The following is a 17,407-nucleotide window of genomic DNA, read 5'->3' on the forward strand; positions in this document are numbered from 1 at the left end:
CTCTCCTCTTCGCTGGTTAACCGCGGCCCGGTCTAGGATAACCGGGCCGCCATGATCTCCACCGGGTGGGGCGGGCGGGTGCCGGCGAGCCGCTGCGTCTGACAGCGGCAGGAATAGCCCGTGGCGAGCAGCGCCCGCGGGTCGTCCGCCGCCAGGTGGGGCCGCCAGCTTTCCTCGAACAGCCACCGGCTGGTGTCCGCGTGCTCGGCGAGGTGGCCGTAGGTCCCGGCCATGCCGCAGCAGCCGGTGGCCACCGGTTCCACCGCGATGCCCATGGCCTCGAAGGCCTGGCGCCAGTGGCCCGCACTCGCCGGCTCCGCGGTCTGCTCGGTGCAGTGCAGGGCCAGGCGGTAGCCTGGCTCGCTGCTGGCGCCGCCCGGCGGCGCGTGCCCGGCGAGCCAGGCCGCGAGCTGGTGTACGCGGGGGCCGCCGGCGGGGTAGTCCTCGTTCACCGCCACGACCACGCTCGGCTCGATGCCGACGAGGGTCGCGCCGGTCTCCGCCGCCCGGGCCAGGAGCTGCTGATTGTGCCGGGCGCGGTCCCGGAAGCGCTTCATGAAGCCCTGCACGTGCAGGGCCTTGCCCGACGGCACGTAGGGCAGGACGACGACGCGGTGGCCGCTTGCCGCGATGACCCGGACCGCCGCTTCCAGCACCCGGGGGTCCAGGTAGCGCGAGAAGGCGTCCGCCAGCAGCGCCACCGCGGGCCCGCCGGCGGCGAGCGCAGCCAGCGCCTCGCCCTGGCGCCGCGGCCAGTGGACGCCCTCGATCCGCGGCCGGGACCGGCGCCCGGGCAGGCGGGGCAGTGCCTGCAGGCCGAGGCGGCCGGCCAGGGCGCGGCCGGCGGCGCCGTGGAGCACGCCGTTGGTAAGTCGCGGCACGGCGGCCATCAACGGCATCAGGTGCTCCATGGCGCCGAGGAGGTAATCCCGCGCCGGGCGGCGGTGATCCCGGTGATACGCCTCCAGGAAGCGTGAGCGCATCTCGGGGATGTTCACGTGGATGGGGCACTGGGTGGCGCAGGCGCGGCAGCCGAGGCACCCGTTCATGGCCTCGTAGGTGGCCTCGGCGATCTCGTCGGTACCGCCGTCGCCGGTCTCGCGGCGGCGCAGCCATTCCCGCAGCAGCGTCGCCCGGCCCTTGGGCGAGTGCACGCGCTCGCGCGTGGCCTTGTAGCTGGGGCAGATGACCTGGGCGACGTCCCAGTCGAAGCACACGCCGTTGCCGTTGCACTCGAACGCCTTGGTCCACTCGTCGCGGACCGCGGTCGGGACGCTGCGCTCGTGTTCGCCGCGCATGGGCACGCCGTCGATGCGCCACACGCCCTCCGGGGCCGCGTCGGGGGCGACGATCTTGCCTGGATTCATGCGGTTGTCCGGGTCGAAGAAGCGCTTCACGGCGGCGAGCACGCCGTAGAGCTCGTCGCCGAAGAAGGTGCGGGTGTACTCGCCGCGCACGCCCTTGCCGTGCTCGCCCCAGAGCAGACCGTGGTAGCGGCCCACCAGCTCGACGACCTCGTCGCTGATCGCGCGCAGGCGCTTCGCGTCCTCCGGGTCGGTCATGTCCAGCGCCGGGCGCACGTGCAGGCAGCCGACGTCGACGTGGCCGAACATGCCGTAGTCCACGCCGTGACGGTCGAGCAACGCGCGGAACTCGCGGATGTAGTCCGCCAGGTGCTCCGGCGGGACCACGGTGTCCTCGACGAAGGGCACCGGCTTGCGCCGGCCCGGCGTGCGCCCGAGCAGCCCGACGCCCTTGGCGCGGACCCCCCAGAGCCGGGCGATCAGGCCGCCGTCGTCGGTGACGTGGAAGCCCGCGTGGTCGTCGCGCCGTTGCAGCGCCGTGCGCAGACGCTCGACCGCGGCCTCCACCCCGGCCGGGTCGCTGTCGCGGAACTCGATGAAATTGGTCACCAGCGGCGGCGCGTCGTCGGCGCGGTCACCGGCGAGCGCCTCCCGCACCGCCGGCCAGTCGCCGTCCGCGCGGGCCAGCTCGAAGATGCGCTGGTCCAGGGTCTCCACCGCCGAGGGCTCGGCCTCGAGCAGCCGGTGGGCGTCGGCGAGGGCGTCGTCGAAATCGTGGTAGCGCACCACCACCAGCGCCTGGTGCCGGGGTGCGGGGATCACCCGCAGGCTCAGCTCGGTCACCAGCCCGAGGGTGCCCTCCGCGCCGGCGATCAGCCGGGCCGGGTCCACCGTACCGTCCTCCGGGAAGGCGTCGCGGAGGTTGTAGCCGGTGAGCGAGCGGCTCATCGCCGGGAACCGGTCGCGGATCGCCTCCCGGTGCGGGCAGACAATGGCGCGCAGCGCGCTCGCCGCGCGGGTGCCGGCGTTCTCGGCAGCGCTGGCCTCGGCGGCGGTGTAGCGCTGGAACTCGTAGCGCCGGCCGTCGGGCAGCGCCAGCGAGGCGCCGAGGACGTAGTCCCCGGTACGGCCGTAGCGCCGCGAGCCCTTGCCGCAGGCGTCGGTACCAACCATGCCGCCGACCGTGGCGCGGCTGGCGGTCGAGGTGTGCGGGGGGAAGAACAGCCCGTAGGGCGCGAGGGCGCGGTTGAGCTGGCCGAGGACCACGCCGGGCTCGACGCGCACGCGCCCGGCCTCCGGGTCGATCTCCAGGATCCGGTTCATGTACCGGCTGGTGTCCACGAGCACCTGGTCGCTCAGGGACTGGCCGTTGGTCCCCGTGCCGCCGCCGCGGGGGGCGAAGCGCACCGTGGCGAAGCGTTCCTCCGCGGCCAGCGCCATCAGGCGTTCGCAGTCGCCCCGGTGACGTGGCGCGATCACCAGCGACGGCATCACCTGGTAGACGCTGTTGTCCGTCGACAGTGCGATCCGGTCGGCGATGTCGTCGCTGACATCCCCTTCGAAGCCGCCGTCGGTAAGCGCCGATGCAAATGCCTTGAGGGTCGGGGGAATCACGGCCCGCTCTCGCTCCACGGAGATAGTTGTCAGATTATTGATGGCGTAAAGCCTATTTAAATTGATGTTGTCTGACAAGTTATCAGGCTACCGCCCATCGCGTGCGCCGTGCACCCGCGCCCTTCCGCATCGCCGCACGCAGCGGCTGACGCACGGCATCACCTCTGAGAAGATGAGTGGACCGCCCAAACGCGGGAAACGGGGCCGGCCGCGCCGGCGGGCGATATCGTGCGAGCAGGAGAAGCACAGTGCACGTACTGGTTATCGGTGGCGGTTTGATGGGGGTGTCCACGGCGTATTACCTGGTCGAGGCCGGGCACCGGGTGACGCTGGTGGAGCGCCAGCCCGAGCTGGCGGCCGAGGGCAGCCATTCCAACGGCGGCATGCTCCACGCCAGCCACACGGAGCCCTGGAACACCCCGGAGGCCATCCGCCAGTTCCTGCAGTGGATCGGCCGCGAGGAGTCCCCGCTGCTGCTGCGCCCCGGCCAGATACCCAACCTCATCGGCTGGGGCCTCGGCTTCCTGCGCTACAGCCGTACCCATCACCACGAGCGCAACACCCGGGTGAACACGCGGCTCGCCGTCTACAGCCAGCGGCTCATGGCCGGCATCCGCGAGGCCACGGGGCTGGAGTACGACGCCGACCACCGCGGGATCCTCAAGATCTTCCGCGACCGGCGCGAGTACGAGCACGCCCTGGCCGGTTCCGCGCTCACCGAGTCGCTGGGCGTGCGCTTCGAGCGTCTCGGCACCGACGAGGTGATCGGTGTGGAGCCGACGCTGGCCGACGTGGCCGGCGATATCGTCGGCGGCATCCACTATCCCGACGACGAGTCCGGCGACGCCCGGCGCTTCGTCGAGGGCCTCGGCGAGTGGCTGCGAGGGCAGGGCGCGGAGCTGCGCCTCGGTGAATCGGTGCAGCGCATCGACGGCGGTGCCGACGGTATCGCCGGGGTGGTTACCGACCGGGACACCCTTACCGCGGATGCCTACGTCCTCGCCTCCGGCGTGGACGCGCCGGCACACGTCCGGCCGCTGGGCGTCAACCTGCCCATCCGCCCGGTCAAGGGCTACTCCGCCACCCTGCCGGTGGACGGCGACGCCGGCGCGCCGCGGGTACCGATCATCGACGAGGGCAACAAGGTGGTGATCACCCGCCTCGGCGAGCGCCTGCGCGTGGCCGGCACCGCGGAGTTCGCGGGCATGGACCGCTCGGTGCGCGAGCGCCGGGTGGAGATCGTGGTGCGCCAGGCGCTGTCGAACTTCCCCGCCTACGCCTCGCGGGTCGAGCGCAGCGCCGCCGAGCCGTGGGCGTGCCTGCGCCCGATGACCAAGGACGGCCCGCCGATCCTCGGTGACAGCGGCGTGCCGGGGCTGTTCCTCAACGTCGGTCCGGGGCATCTCGGCTGGACCTTCGCCGCCGGCGCCGGCCGGGTGGTGGCGGACTGCGTCATCGGCCGGGACCCGGAGATCGACATGCAGGGGCTGACCCTGGCGCGTTACCGACGCCAGCCGAGGGGCTAACGTCCGCGGCGGGCGGTGCCGGCGTCGCCGTCAGCGGTTCATGCGGTAATAGGCGGTGACGACGGTGACCTGGTCCTCGTCCTCCGCAGTCGCGGTGCTGTCGCCGTAGGCCATGCGGTCATCGACGCTCCACGCCACGCCCGTTGTGCCCGTCGAGTCCGCCTCGCTGTCCTCGCGGAACCGGCCGAAGCGGGCATCCGCCTTGCCGTCGATCCCGGCGTCGAGATGCCGCGCGAGGGAGGGGGTGAGGTCGCGGATCACCATCACGTTGCGCTCCCGGGTCACGTAGTTGTCCACGGAGGAGCCGGGCACGGCCCACTCCACCGTCCGGAAGCAGACCTGCACCTCCTGGGGATTGCCGTTGCTGTCCTGGTAGACGTAGCGGTCGTTCTGTCCCTCCGCACGGCCTTCCGGCAGCTCCACGCCGGCGGCGAGGAAGGTGTTGAGCAGGGCATCGTCCGTGCCGTTGCACAGTGCCGAGCCGTCGCCGTTGATCTCGCCGCCGGGGTCGGAGGGGGCGTCGCCCGGGACCACGCCGGTATTGGCCGTGTAGGTGTCGTAGGCGATCTGCCAGCCCTGCACGAACGTGCTGGAGATGCGCTGGTACTGCGCGTTGCGATACAGATCGCGACCCACGGTCACCGCGCTGATGATCAGCCCGATCACCGCGAGCACGATCGCGAGCTCGAGCAGCGTGAAGCCGGCGGCGGTACCGCCAGGGGCGGCTGCGCCGGGCGTCCGGGTCCGGTGGTTGGCTGTGTTCACGGTGCTTGCCTCGGTGCCTGGGTAAGAGGGCATGACGGTGGCCATCGCTCAGAAGCCGCGCGCGTCGGCGTCAAGGGCGTTGTCGCGGATGGACTCGGCCAGGTCGACGGCGTCCGGGACCAGCTTCTCCGCGCGCTCGACCCGCCTCTCGGCCTCGACGACACCGGCAATCGCCGCGCCGAGCCCGGCGGCGGCGGTAACGGTCGCCGACGTGTTGGTGACCACCGACGCCACACCCGCCGCGATGATCGGCGACAGGGTGCCGTATGACCCGATCGTCTGGGCGATGGCCAGCGCGGTGTCCGCGGTGCCGCTCGCGAGCCCCCCGGCCGCGGCCGCGACCCCGGCGGAGGCGGAGACCGTGGAGGCCTCGGCCTGGCGCAGCTGCAGGCGCAGCAGCTCGAGGTATTCGGCGGAGGTGATTGCCATCATCCGGGCGCTGTTGGCCGCGTTGAAATGCGTGTGCCCGATGGCTGCGAGGGCCTCGGCGCAGTCGAAGTAACCGGCGAGACCGTCGAACGACGCGGTGGCCACGCGGTCGTCGTTGACCGCCGAGGCGCCGCGACTCGGCGCGTCGAAGACCGGCTCGCCGCTCGCCTGACGGCCGTCGAAGCGGCTGCCGTCGCCGTCGTCGTCGGACAGCCCGGGAGCGGCGATGGCGTAGGCGGCATTGGTGTCCGTCCCCCCGGTGCTGGTGTGCAGCAGCGCGGGGTCCGTGTCGCCGGCGGCGGCGCGGTCGAGGGCGAAGCACAGATCGAGCATGTTCGCGTTGCCGAGGGGCGGCTCGCTGGGGGTGCCTTCCGCGTCCGTGAGCAGCGGATTGAACCGGTCGGCGGCGCGCGCCAGATCCAGGTCCTGGTCGGGGTTGCGGTAGACCCCGTAGCGCAGCTCGCCGGCGGCGCGCGTCGGCAGGCCCAGGGTCCGCCACGGCAGCAGGCCCTTCTGGGCCGGGTCGCCACAGGCCTCGCGGCCGTCATGGTCCGGGGCGGGGCACGGCAGCCGCCCGGTCTCGTAGATGAAGCCCACCAGGGCCCGCTCGGCGCGGACCATGAGCTGTTGCTGGGCCCGGGCCACCGAGGCGCGCTCAGCTGACGCCCAGTATGCGGTGAAGCCCACCGCGAGAAGACCGAGCACGGCCAGGACCACGCTGACCTCGAGCAGCGAGAAGCCGGCGATTCGGCGTCGTGCGCTCATGGCAGCAGACCTCCGCTGTCCTCGTTGACTGCGGATTCGAAGCGGTGCCGGGCGTCACCGGCATCGTCGAAGCCGATCCCGTTGCAGCTGGCCACGCCGCCGAGGCCGATCCGCGCGATCAGCTCCCGGCCCCGGCGCGGGTCGTCCGGGTCGGCCGCGGCGTCCTCGAACTTGACCTGCTCGGCGAAGCGGATGGCGTTGCAGATGTTCTCCTCCGCGGTGGCCACCTTGTCCACGGCTAGGCCCACCTGGACGGAGGCGGCCGCGACCTGGGCGGCGGCCGCACCGATGCCGACCACCGCGGCGGCGATGGGTGCCGACAGCGAGCCCTTGCTGGTGGCGGCCAGGGCGATGGCGCTGGCGGAGGTGCCGATGGCGTTGGCGAGACTGACGCCGGCGATGGCGACCCGCACACCGGCCATGATCTCGTTGCCCCGGCGTACGTGCAGGGCGAGGTCGCGGAAACGCAGGTACATGCCGGCGTCGATGCGTACCGGCGCGCTGCCGGCCTTGTTGTGTCCCTCGTATCCCGCCACCCGGTCGAGATCGTAGGCGGCAAAGGCCGCCCGGGCGGCGATGTTCGAGCGCGCGAGCCGCCGCGTGCAGCCGAGCTTTCCGGCCAGCTCCGCGGGTCCCACGGCGATCACACGGTCGTCGTTGTCGCCGTCGCGGCGCTGTCCGGGCAGCTCGAAGCCGGCGGCGGCGTTGAGTCCCTGGTACCGGCCGTCGTCCCCCGGGTGTGCGAGGGCATAGGCGGCGACCGTGTCGTGGGCGCCGATGGTCAGGCCGCTGTCCGGGGCCCGGTCGAGCAGGTTGCGGCAGAAGTCGAGCCCGTTGACCGGGTCATCGTGGGTGCGGGGCAGCTCCGGGGTGTAAGCGGTGGCGGCGGGCAGCGCCGTGAGGTCGCTGCCCCCGGTGTCGGCGCCGTAGCGCACCGGTGCGTCCGGTGGGTCGACGCCCAGGCTCTGCCACGGGACGCGGCCGATGGCGTCCCCGCCGCAGTCCTCGGCGCCGTCGCCGTCGCTGTCCGGGCACGGCAGGCGGTGACGGCGCAGGACGAACCCTTCCACGGCGCTCTGCAGCCCCGCGAGCCGGGAGGCGGCGCGGTCGCCGCCGGTGCTGGCCTCGAGCGCCAGCGGCACCAGCCGCCAGGCGGCGACGGCGATCGTGCCGAGCACTACCAGCACGACCGCGAGCTCGATCAGGGAGAAGCCGCGCGCCGGTGTCACGCGTGTCATAGGCTGCCCCCCTTCTCGTCGGAGCGCTCGAGGATCTCCCCGGTCCGGTCCCAGAGTACCGGCGGCTCGCCGGACGGCTCCTCGGTCGAGGGGTCGCTGAACTCGTCCAGTGCGCGCTGGGCCTGGTCCCGCGATTCGCGGGCGTTCTCCACGCCGTCGCGGGCGAGGCGCCATTCGCGGTCGGCGATGAAGCACGCCTCGAAATCGGAGTCGGCATCGTCCGGCTGGTCTCCGGGTCGCTCGGCCTTGGCCTGGAAATAGTCGTCGATCGCGTCCTCCATCTCGTCAGTCCTGTCGACGGTGCGCGTCTTCGTCTCCGTGTGGCATTCCTGCTCGCCGTCCGCGTTGGTCTCGCAGACCTCGACCTCTTCCTCGTAGGTGCCCTGTGCCGCGTCGATCACCTCCTGGCGCTGGTCCTCGAACGCCTCCTTCGTGCGCTCGGTTTCGGACTCCGCCTGGTCGATGCGCGCCTCGAGCTCGTCGATGTCCGGGTCGATCCTTATCTTCTGCTCGAACAGCGAGCGCCGGCTCTCCTCGAGCTCGTCGAGGCGGTTGTTGAGCTGCTGGCGCCGGTCCGGGTCGTCGACCGTTTCCCCGTTCGTGCAGCTTGCGTCGTCGCGCTCGCCGAGCAGGCACTCGACATTCGCGATCTCGGCGTCGATGTCGTCGATGGAGCTCTCTATGCTCTCCAGCTGCTCGTCGCTGGACTGCCCGGAGGTGGTGCTGCCGAGGTCGTCGAGGGTCTCCTGCAGCGTCTGCCGCTCCTCGAGCAGGCGCTGGCCCTCCTCGGTGTCCGCCGGGTCCCCGGGGAGCCCGTCGATCCGCTCGTTGACCTCGTCGATGCGGCTCTCCAGCTCGGCTTCGACCTCGTCGCGCGCCGAGCCGAGGGCGTCGTCGGCCCCGCCGGCGTCGTCGCCGAAGTCCTCGTCGCGTTCGGCACGGTCGCGGTCGTCGATCGCCTGCTCGAGTGCCTGCTGCGCCTCGAGGTTGTCCGCGGCATCGCCGCGCAGCTCGTCGACCAGGTCGACGTCCGCATCGGTGTCGTCGGCCTTGTTGCTGACCTCGTTCATGATCGAGCGCATCTCGTCGTCGAGGAACGCGTCCAGGCCCCAGCCCCAGTTGTCGTAGTAATTGCGGCACTGCCCGGCGTCGCCGCAGCGGCAGGCGTCCTGGCGCTCGTCGAAGGCCTCGTCGAGCTCCTCCTCGCGTTCGTCGAGCTCGTCCTGGGCCTGGTCACGGGCCTCGATCAGCTGGTCGTTCACCTCGTCCAGGCCGACCAGGCTGTCAATGTCGATGCCGCCACCGTTGCCGAGACCGGTGTCCACTTCGTCGAGTTCCACGCCCATCTGCACGGCGACGGTCAGGTTCGTGATCAGAGCCCCGAGGTTGAGGCCGTAGGCGGCGACGTTGGCGATGATCGCCGCCGAGCTCGCGCCCACCGCCACCCCGGCCGCAGCGGTCCACGCCGCCGCGTGCGGTATCTCGGCGCAGCCGACGATGACCACGCAGGTGCTGATGGCGGCGCTCAGCGCGGCCGATGCCGCGGACAGCTCGGTGATGGATGTGCCGAGGGTGCCGCCGGCGATCACCGCCTTGGTCCCGGCGATGGCCATCTTCACCGCGTTCACTGCGGCGGCGACGCTGGAGCTCCCGATGAGCCATTCCTGTTGGGAATGGACCTCGTCCACGGCGGAGACGCCCAGCGACAGCCCCTCTAGGGAGAGGATCAGGCTGCTGCAGTTCAGCGCCTCCGAGAGGCGGCCGTGGCTGCGCTGCACGACCCGGTCGTCGTAGCCGCTGCCGGCGGCGCGCCCGGGGTCGGCCATGACCGGGCCGGCGGCGGCGTTCTCCCCGTCGAACAGCCCGCCGCTGCCGTCCATGTCCCGGCTGCCAGGGTGGGCGATGGCATAGGCCACGGGCGAGCCGCCGGCGCCGCCGACCGTCGGTGCGGACGCGTTGGCGGCCCGGCTGATCCCCAGGCAGAGGTCCGGGGTGCCGACGTTGTCGAACACGCGGAACTCGTTGTCGCCGCCGTCGTGGCCGACGAGGCCGTCGTCGTCCACGGTCCGGAACTCCGCGGTCCCGACGGAGCCGGGATCGAAACGGTTCGCGGCGCTGGCCAGGTCCGCGCCGGTGCGGTCGACCATGTACGCCAGCTGGCGGATGCGCGCGCGCAGGGCCGGATCCTCGACCCCGAGGTCGCGCCAGGGCAGCGCACCCTTGATGGCGCCGCCGCTGCAGTCCTCGAGGCCGTCGCCGTCGGTGTCGGGACAGGGCAGGCGGTAGTGGGCCGTGGCGAAGCCGAGCAGCGCCCGGTCGGCCTGCCGGAGGATATCGGCCTGCTCCCGGGCCTGCCCGCTCGCGGTGTGGATCTGCAGCCACAGCGTGCCGGCCACGAGGGCGCCGCCCACCAGCAGGGTGATGAGCAGGGTCTCGACGAGCCCGAGCCCGTGCTGGCGTTTCATGTCGGGGAGCGCACGGGGGAACACGGTCACACGCCTCCCGCGGAGATCTGCATGGCCTGGCGGATGAGGTCGTAGATCGGGATGAGCAGCGCCAGCACCAGTACGAAGAACAGCGCGCCGGCGACCAGGATGATCGCGGGCTTGATGATCTCGGAGAGCGAGGCGATGACCACGTCCAGGCGCTTGCGGTACTCCGCCGAGAGGTGGTCGAGCTGCTCGTCGATCGAGCCGCTGTCCTCGCCGACGGCGATCATGCGGACCGCCATCGCGGGGAAGCCGCCCACCGCGCGCATGGAGGACGCCACGCCCTCGCCGCGGGTGACCGCCTCACGCACCCGGGCGAGTCGCCGGCGGTAGTAGAGGTCGCCGGTCGCGCGGGTGAGCACGTCCAGGCTGGTGACGATGTCCAGCCCCGAGCGCACCAGGATCGCCAGGTGCTCGCTGATCGCCGCCATCCCGGAGGAGGTCGCCAGCACGCGGGTCACCGGCAGCCGGTGCGCGAGGGTGTGCATCGCATGGCGTGTGGGCTCGTGGTTGCGCACCGCCCAGGTGATGCCCGCTATCAGCGCCGCCAGTACCAGGATCACCGCGAGGGCGTTACCGGCGACCAGGTCCGAGAAGGCGATGAGGTTTCTGGTGATCGCCGGCATCTCGGCGTTCAGCTGCTCGAAGAGGTCGCCCATGGTGGGGACGACGTAGGTGATCCAGAACGCCGCGACGGCGATGATCGAGGCGAATACGAAGATCGGGTAGATGAGCGCGGTGCGGACGTCGCGCCGGATGTTCACCATCCGCTCGGTGTGTTCCGCGCCCTCGATGAGCATGCGGTCGAGGTTGCCCGACTGGTCGCCGATGGCGACGAGGTTCCGGACGGTCTCCGGGAAGACGTCCGGGCGCCGGGCGAACGCCTCGCTGACCGACACGCCCGCGTCCAGGTCGTCGTGCATCTGCCGCGCGATGCGGGTGATCCCCCTGGTGCCGGTGGTCTCGCCCTCGCCGATGATGGTGCGCAGGGCGTCCAGCGCCGGCACGCCGGCGCGGAGCATGATGCCCATGTCGCGGAGGAAGCCGGCGAGGTCCTCGGCGCGGATCCCGCGGTGGATCATGCGCCGGAGACCGTCACAGGCGGCGGTGACGGGGCGGGGCAGCGGCCACAGGCTGACCACCGTGCCGTCGAACTCCTGCTCGAGGCGCAACCGTGCGGAGAAGTCCTGCTCCACCGCGATCCGGTAGAAGCCCGTCCGGAGCGCCCCGTGGGGCATGAGCACGCGATAGTAATAGGTCCTGAGCGCCGTCAAGACAGGTTCCTCCCGATGGCGCGGTTGATCTCGTCGACGGTGGTCTCGCCGTCGGTGACCCGCTGGCGCGCGAGCACGCCGATGGGCCGCATGCCGCTGGCCTGGGAGATGTGCCGGAGCTCGCCGCGGGAGCTGTCCACGGCGATGGCGTCGGCGACGTCCCGGTCCGGGAGCAGCATCTCGTAGACCGGTACCCGCCCGAGGTAGCCGGTCCCGCGGCAGTGACGGCAGCCGGCGCCCTCGTACACGGGCTGGTCCGTCTCCAGCCCGAGCCACTCGCGCTGGGCCGTCGTGGGTCCGATCGCGACCCGGCACATGGGGCAGATCCGGCGCACGAGGCGCTGGTTGATCACGCCGACCAGGTTCTCGGCGATGGTCTCCACGTCGACCCCGAGGAGCTTCAGGCGCGGGACGACGCCGAAGATGCTGCCGACGTGCAGCGTGGAGAGCACCAGGTGTCCGGTGGAGGAGGCGTCGATGGCGGCGCGCGCGGTCTCGTCGTCGCGGATCTCGCCCACCAGGATCACGTCGGGGTCGTGACGGAGGAAGTAGCGCAGTGCGTTGGAGAAGCCGTAGCCGGAGCGCTGGTTGACCTCCGTCTGGCACACGGCGGGGACGCGGTATTCCACCGGGTCCTCCACGGTGAGGACGTTGCGCTCGATCAGTGGCTGCATGCGCAGGGCCGCGTGCAGCGTGGTGCTCTTGCCCGAGCCCGTGGGCCCGGTGAGCAGCACCAGGCCGTGGGGCCGGGAGAACAGCTCGGAGAGCTCGTCCACGTCCTCGCCGATGAAGCCCAGGTCCTGGAGCTTGTCGAGGTCGCTGCGCTCCGGGAGCAGGCGCAGCACCATGCGCTCGCCGTGTTCGGTGATGAGCGTGGACACGCGCAGGGTGAAGGGCTGGTCCAGCACCACGCGGTTGAAGCTGCCGTCCTGCGGCAGGCGCTGTTCGGCGACGTCCATCTCCGCGCACAGCTTGATGTAGCTGTTCAGCCGGTCGAGCACCACCGACAGGCCGAACATGGGCCGCAGGACGCCGTCCACGCGAAAAAGGACGTGGCGGCTGTTCTCCGCGGGGGTGATGTGCACGTCGGTGGCACGCTCCCGCACCGCCAGGGTGAGGATGTATTCGAGCAGGCGCTCCGGGCTGTAGACCCGGTCCACATCGCGCTCGAGCATCCGGATCTCGCGCTGGATCACGTGCTCGGGCGGATTGTCGGCAAAGTAGAAGTGCTGCCGCACCGCGCGGGCCACCCGGGCGAACTCCCCCTGGAGGAAGCGTACCCGCCAGCCGGTACGCCGGCGTACGAGATCGGCGATCTCTTCGGGGCTGCCGTCGCCGAGCACCACCGTCAGCGTCTCGCCCTCCAGGGCCAGCGGCAGGAACCCCCGGGAGAGGCACAGCGCCTGGTTGAAGGGCTGGGTTGCCTCCGGGTGGGGCTCCGGCAGCGTGTCCATGTCGGCGAACTCCGCCGGATGGCTCTGCTGTTCGGCGAGCACGCGCGCGATGTCCTTCTGGGTCGCGAGCCCGTGGGCGACCAGGAGGTTGCCGAGGCGCCCGTTCTCGACGCCCTGCTTCTGCAGCACGAATTCGAGCTCGGCTTCGGTGATCAGGCCCTTGCGGACCACCAGCTCGCCGAGCCGGACCGGGGCAGTGCCCTCCGGGGGCCCGTCGGTGTCGGGCTGCTGACTCTCCTGCGGATCGTGGTCGAGCATGATGAAGCGGTCCTCAATCGCTCCGGGTGAGTCGCTGGCGGCGGTCACCGCCGAGCACCCGCAGCGCAAGAATGGTCAACGAGTCGATCTCCCCGGTGCCGGGGATGCCGGTGGTGCGCTGAAACCGCTGCAGCGCGTCCTGGGTGACCGGGCCCATGAGGCCATCCACCCCGTCCGGCTCGAGCAGGCCCCGGTCGACGAGCTGCTTCTGCACGTGGCGGACCAGTGCGCCCTCACGCAACGGCGGCATCACGGGCATCGCGATCCAGCGCCGGTCGTGCACGCTCAGCGTGCACAGCTGGCGCGAGGCGTCGCCCGCGATGGCCCGACCCAGCCGGCGCGGCAGCGGCCGCAGGCTTACGCCGTCCGGGCCGTGGCGGGCGCGCAGCGTGTCCATGCACGTCGCCCCGGCGGTACCGCGGGTGGCCGGGCGCCGCTCACGCACAGCGGTGGCCAGGTCGTCGATACCGCCGCCGGCCGCGTGCGCCGGCTGCGGTGAGGGAACGGGGAGGAGCCGGATCTTTCCGTCCCCGGGGCCGCCCGGTGGTGGTCCGCTGTCATCGAAGGGGGTGTGCACCGCCGCGAGGACCGGGGATATCCAGTCGCCCGCCGCCCCCGGTCCGTCGATGGACTGGTGTACGCCAAGCGAGGTGAGGGCCGCGGCGACGGCGAACGTGGCTGCCGCCGCGGCCGCGAACCGCAGGGGTCTGCGGCGAGCGGGGCGGTAACCCAGCTCGCGGGCCGCCTCGCGCACGAGGCCGGCGTCGATGGCGGTGCCCTGCCGGCCGACGAGGCCGTACAGGCAACGGTCGAGGATCAGGTGCAGGCTGCGGAGATTCCCCCCGGTGGCCTGGAACAGGGCGCGGGCGGCGCCGGGTCCGAGACCCAGGCGGCCGCCGTCACCGGCGGCATTGACGCGGAATTCCACGTACCGGGGGATCTCCGCGGCGGTGAGCGGGGCCAGCCGCAGGCGCTTGACGATGCGGCTGCGGAGCTGGCGCAGCGAGTCCGCCTCCAGGGTCTGCTCAAGCTCCGGCTGGCCGCACAGGATGATCTGCAGGAGCTTGTCCTGCCCGGTCTCGAGATTGCTCAGCAGGCGCACCAGCTCGAGGCTGGTGATGCTCAGGTTCTGGGCGTCGTCGACGAGCAGTACACAGTTGCGTCCCGCCCGCCGTTCGGCGATGAGGAAGTCGTTGAGCCGCTGCAGGTTCACGGAGACGCTGTCGGCGGGTTCCAGGCCGAAATCCGCACAGATCGCCGCCAGCAGTTCCGGCCCCTGCAGGAAGGTGTTGAACACCAGTGCGAAGGCCATGTCGCCGCCGGAGTGCGCGTCGAGGAGCCGCCGCAGGAGCGTGCTCTTGCCCAGGCCCACCTCGCCGGTGACCAGCATGATGCCCTTGCGGGTGTCGATACAGTGCGCCAGTTCGGCGAGCTCCTGCTCCATGCCGTGCGTGTAGTAGTACGCTGCCGGATCCGGTGTCGGTGGAAACGGATGCCGGCTGAGTCCCAGATATGCGTGTGCGGTGAACGCCTGTGCCATCGCGTCACATCCCAAGCCGGCGTACGGCCCGCTCCAGGGCGTCCGAGTCGGGTGAGTGCCGGCGCGCCGATTTCAGTACCTCGCGGGCGCGCTCCCTGTCGCCCTCGCGCAGGTGGATGTAGGCGAGGTTGATGCCCGCCTCCTCGTCCCCGGGGAAGCGCTCGAGGATCTGCCGGTACCGGTCCCGGGCCCGGTCGTAGTCCTCGTGCCTGAACGCGAACCAGCCCTCCATGCGCAGGCGCAGCACGTGTCCGGCCGGCAGCAGCGTGGCCACCTCGTCGAGGGTGTCCCCGGCGGCCGTCCAGTCACCCGCGGCGATCTGGCGCATCATCCGGGCATACAGTTCACGGGCGTGCTCGAGCGCCCCGCCCGTGAGCGTGCTGCTCGCCCGGTTCGCGGTGGTGCCGTCCGGTGTACGCGTCTCCCGGGCCCCGGCTGCCGGGGAGGGCGGTGAGGCGGTCCGGCCGGTGTCGCCGGTGTCAGGGGAAACCGGCTCCGTGCCGTGTTTTTGCCCGCCCGTCGCCGGCGTGTCATTCGCTGCCGCGGCGACGCCGGACGGTGTGTCGTCGCCGTCATTCGATGCCCTGTCCGTACCCTCGTCCCGGGCGCCGTTGTCCGCCGGCGGCGGGCCACTGTCGGCGTTGGCCGCGGTGCCCGCCGTGTCTGCCGGCGCCCCGTGCCGGTCCGTCTCCTGCACCTCTCCGCGATCCGCGTCCGGATCGGTGCGCCCGTGTTCCGCCGGCTCGCGCGTGTCCGCCACCGTGATGGCCGCCGGGGCGTCCCCCGGCCGCTCCGGTGCCGCCGTTACGGGGGACGGGGCTGGATCCCGGACGTCCGCCGCCGATGACGCCGCTCCCGTGGCCCCCTCGTTCACGCCCGTCTCCGGGGCGGACGGTATGACGACCGCCTCGGCGGCGGCCGGCCGCGGGGGTTCAGGCGCCGGGGCCAGCAGCCGCATCGCCAGCAGCGGGCTCACTGCACCGAGAACGGCGACGGTCGCCAGCCCCGCGAGCCGGCGCGGCCAGCGCCGCGGCCCGGCCGTCGAACCCGCCGGGGGCAGGGGGCCGCGGGCCGTCTCCCCCTCGACCTCCTTGAGCGCGCGGTGGATCAGGCTCATAGCACGTGCACGCGGAGGGCGACCACCAGCTCGCGGGTCTCCGTCAGGCGCTCGCGGGTGCCGAAGAGCCGGCCCACGAGGGGCACTGACGACACGCCGGGCACGCCCTCGTCGCTCTTGCTGCTGGTCTGGTCGATGAGTCCGCCGATCAGGGCGACGTCGCCGTCGTTCAGCCGCAGCGTGGTGGTCAGGCCCTTGAGGTTGACCTCCGGCAGGGAGACCCGGGTCTCGCCGCCGACGTCGACCAGCTGCAGGCTCTGCTCGTCCACCTCCGTCTGCATCGGGCGGACCAGCAGCTCGACGGAGCCGTTATCCCGGACGTAGGGGACCACGCCCACCATGACGCCGGAGAACACCGAATCGGTCTCAACGTCCGAGGTGGTGGTGGTGGCGCCGCCGCCCGGTGCGGTCTCGGTCACCGAGCTGCTGGAGACGAAACGCGAGGTGGTGCCCACGCTCAGCATCGCCGGCGTGCCGTTGCGGGCGAGGATATTCGGGTTCGAGAGCACGGAGACGCTGCCGAAGGAGTCGAGCGCCTGGAGGATCGCGCCGAAATTGCCGTCCCGGTAGGCGACGCCCAGGGACTTGCCGTTACCGTCGGTCACGTTCCGCTGCGGGATGGTCAGCGAGGTCCCCGGCAGGGCCCCGCCGGCGTTGGGGAGGTTGGCCGTGGTGCCGCCGAGCTGAGTCGCGGCGCCGGTGATCACGCCCCCGAAGTTGTCCCGCAGCACGGTCCAGTCGATGCCGAACTTGAAGCCGTCGCTGAGGCGCACGTCGATGAGCTGGGCCTCGATGAAGACCTGCCGCCCTACCGTGTCCTTGAGCTGTGTGATGTAGCGGTCGACGGCGTGGATCTTCTCTGGGCGTCCCTTGACGTAGAGGGACCCGGAGACCTCGTCCACCGAGACTGTCGAGCGCTGGCTACCGGTACGCTGACGCTGCTCCTCGTCGTCGCCGCCGCTGCCCTGTTCGTTGCCGAGGATGTTGCGCACGCTGCCCTCGACCACCTGGTAGGGGCTCTCCGTCACGCCGCCGCTCGCCTTCAGCGTGAGGTGCCCCTGTAGCGCCCCGGAGCCGCCTCCGCCGTCGCCGGTGGCACTGGCCCCGGCGCCGAAGACATTACCGCCGTCGCTCATCTGCAGGCTGCTCGCGGTGTCGAGGAAGTCGAGCGAGTAGAGCTTCTCCTGCATCAGCGATACGCGCAGGGTCTTGCCCTGGACCTCGCCGTGCACGTTGTAGATATCGAGGATGTTCTCGATGGCCTCGCGGACGCTGACCTCGCGCAGGGAGAGCGTGGCGCGCTGGTCGAGCTCGACGACCCGGGGGTCGATGATCAGGTTCAGCGACGAGTTCGCGCTCAGTGCCCGCAGTGCCTCGCCGATGCGGGCGCCCGACAGGCTCAGGGAGACGGTCTCCGCCTCCAGCGGGTCGAACTTGGGCTCCACCGGCTCGATCGCCGGCTCTTCGGAGCGTTTTTCGACCTTCTCCCGCAGCCGGTCCATCGCTTCCTGGAGCTTGCGGGACTGCTTGGCGGTGCGCGAGGCGACCTTCCTGGTGGTCTTGGTATCCACCTTGTCCATGTTCTGCAGGCTGCGTGTGGGCTGCTGGGCACACCCGGCCAGCAACACGGCGGC

Annotated in this window: 11 protein-coding genes; 1 reads left to right on the plus strand and 10 read right to left on the minus strand. The window is 71.7% G+C overall.

The window, feature by feature from the left end; translation table 11 throughout:
• Window positions 1-32: 32 nt before the first annotated feature.
• Window positions 33-2,918: an FAD-binding and (Fe-S)-binding domain-containing protein gene (locus C516_RS18810; protein ID WP_018717528.1), complete on the minus strand. Its 2,886-nt coding sequence runs from the start codon at window positions 2,916-2,918 to the stop codon at window positions 33-35.
• A 248-nt stretch (window positions 2,919-3,166) separates the two neighbouring features.
• Here C516_RS18810 and C516_RS0106370 point away from each other — a divergent pair, with 248 nt between their 5' ends.
• Entirely contained in the window at window positions 3,167-4,444 is a 1,278-nt protein-coding gene (locus C516_RS0106370) for a D-amino acid dehydrogenase (protein ID WP_018717529.1), read from the plus strand.
• A 30-nt stretch (window positions 4,445-4,474) separates the two neighbouring features.
• Here C516_RS0106370 and C516_RS0106375 read toward each other — a convergent pair whose 3' ends face one another.
• From C516_RS0106375 to mshL, 9 genes are read right to left on the minus strand one after another with little or no spacing between them, the layout of a single operon-like run.
• Window positions 4,475-5,209: a type II secretion system protein gene (locus C516_RS0106375; RefSeq protein ID WP_018717530.1), complete on the minus strand. Its 735-nt coding sequence runs from the start codon at window positions 5,207-5,209 to the stop codon at window positions 4,475-4,477.
• A 48-nt stretch (window positions 5,210-5,257) separates the two neighbouring features.
• The gene (locus C516_RS0106380) at window positions 5,258-6,403 is read right to left on the minus strand and encodes a type II secretion system protein (RefSeq protein ID WP_018717531.1); all 1,146 of its coding nucleotides are present in this window, start codon (window positions 6,401-6,403) and stop codon (window positions 5,258-5,260) included.
• Window positions 6,400-7,641 carry a type II secretion system protein gene (locus C516_RS20430; protein ID WP_018717532.1) on the minus strand — a complete coding sequence of 414 codons (1,242 nt, stop codon included), beginning with the start codon at window positions 7,639-7,641 and terminating at the stop codon, window positions 6,400-6,402. The genes C516_RS0106380 and C516_RS20430 overlap by 4 nt, the downstream gene beginning before the upstream one ends.
• A complete protein-coding gene (locus C516_RS21305; protein WP_169509130.1) occupies window positions 7,638-10,130 on the minus strand; it encodes a hypothetical protein in 2,493 nt (830 codons plus the stop codon). The genes C516_RS20430 and C516_RS21305 overlap by 4 nt, the downstream gene beginning before the upstream one ends.
• A 2-nt stretch (window positions 10,131-10,132) precedes the next feature.
• Window positions 10,133-11,404 (minus strand): type II secretion system F family protein, encoded by a 1,272-nt coding sequence (locus C516_RS0106395; RefSeq protein ID WP_018717534.1) that lies wholly within the window; start codon window positions 11,402-11,404, stop codon window positions 10,133-10,135.
• On the minus strand, window positions 11,401-13,116 hold the full coding sequence (locus tag C516_RS0106400; RefSeq protein ID WP_156831148.1) for a GspE/PulE family protein: 1,716 nt from the start codon (window positions 13,114-13,116) through the stop codon (window positions 11,401-11,403). The genes C516_RS0106395 and C516_RS0106400 overlap by 4 nt, the downstream gene beginning before the upstream one ends.
• Window positions 13,117-13,129: 13 nt before the next feature.
• Complete coding sequence (locus C516_RS20435; RefSeq protein ID WP_018717536.1) at window positions 13,130-14,656, minus strand: ExeA family protein; 1,527 nt, start codon at window positions 14,654-14,656, stop codon at window positions 13,130-13,132.
• A gap of 4 nt (window positions 14,657-14,660) precedes the next feature.
• Window positions 14,661-15,773, minus strand: a complete 1,113-nt coding sequence (locus tag C516_RS20990; protein ID WP_026320987.1) for a tetratricopeptide repeat protein — start codon at window positions 15,771-15,773, stop codon at window positions 14,661-14,663.
• Window positions 15,770-17,353, minus strand: a complete 1,584-nt coding sequence (gene mshL / locus C516_RS0106415; RefSeq protein WP_169509131.1) for a pilus (MSHA type) biogenesis protein MshL — start codon at window positions 17,351-17,353, stop codon at window positions 15,770-15,772. Before mshL ends, C516_RS20990 begins: the two co-directional genes overlap by 4 nt.
• Window positions 17,354-17,407: the final 54 nt, after the last annotated feature.

It is taken from the genome of Arhodomonas aquaeolei DSM 8974 (genome assembly GCF_000374645.1).
Classification (GTDB): Bacteria; Pseudomonadota; Gammaproteobacteria; order Nitrococcales; family Nitrococcaceae; genus Arhodomonas; species Arhodomonas aquaeolei.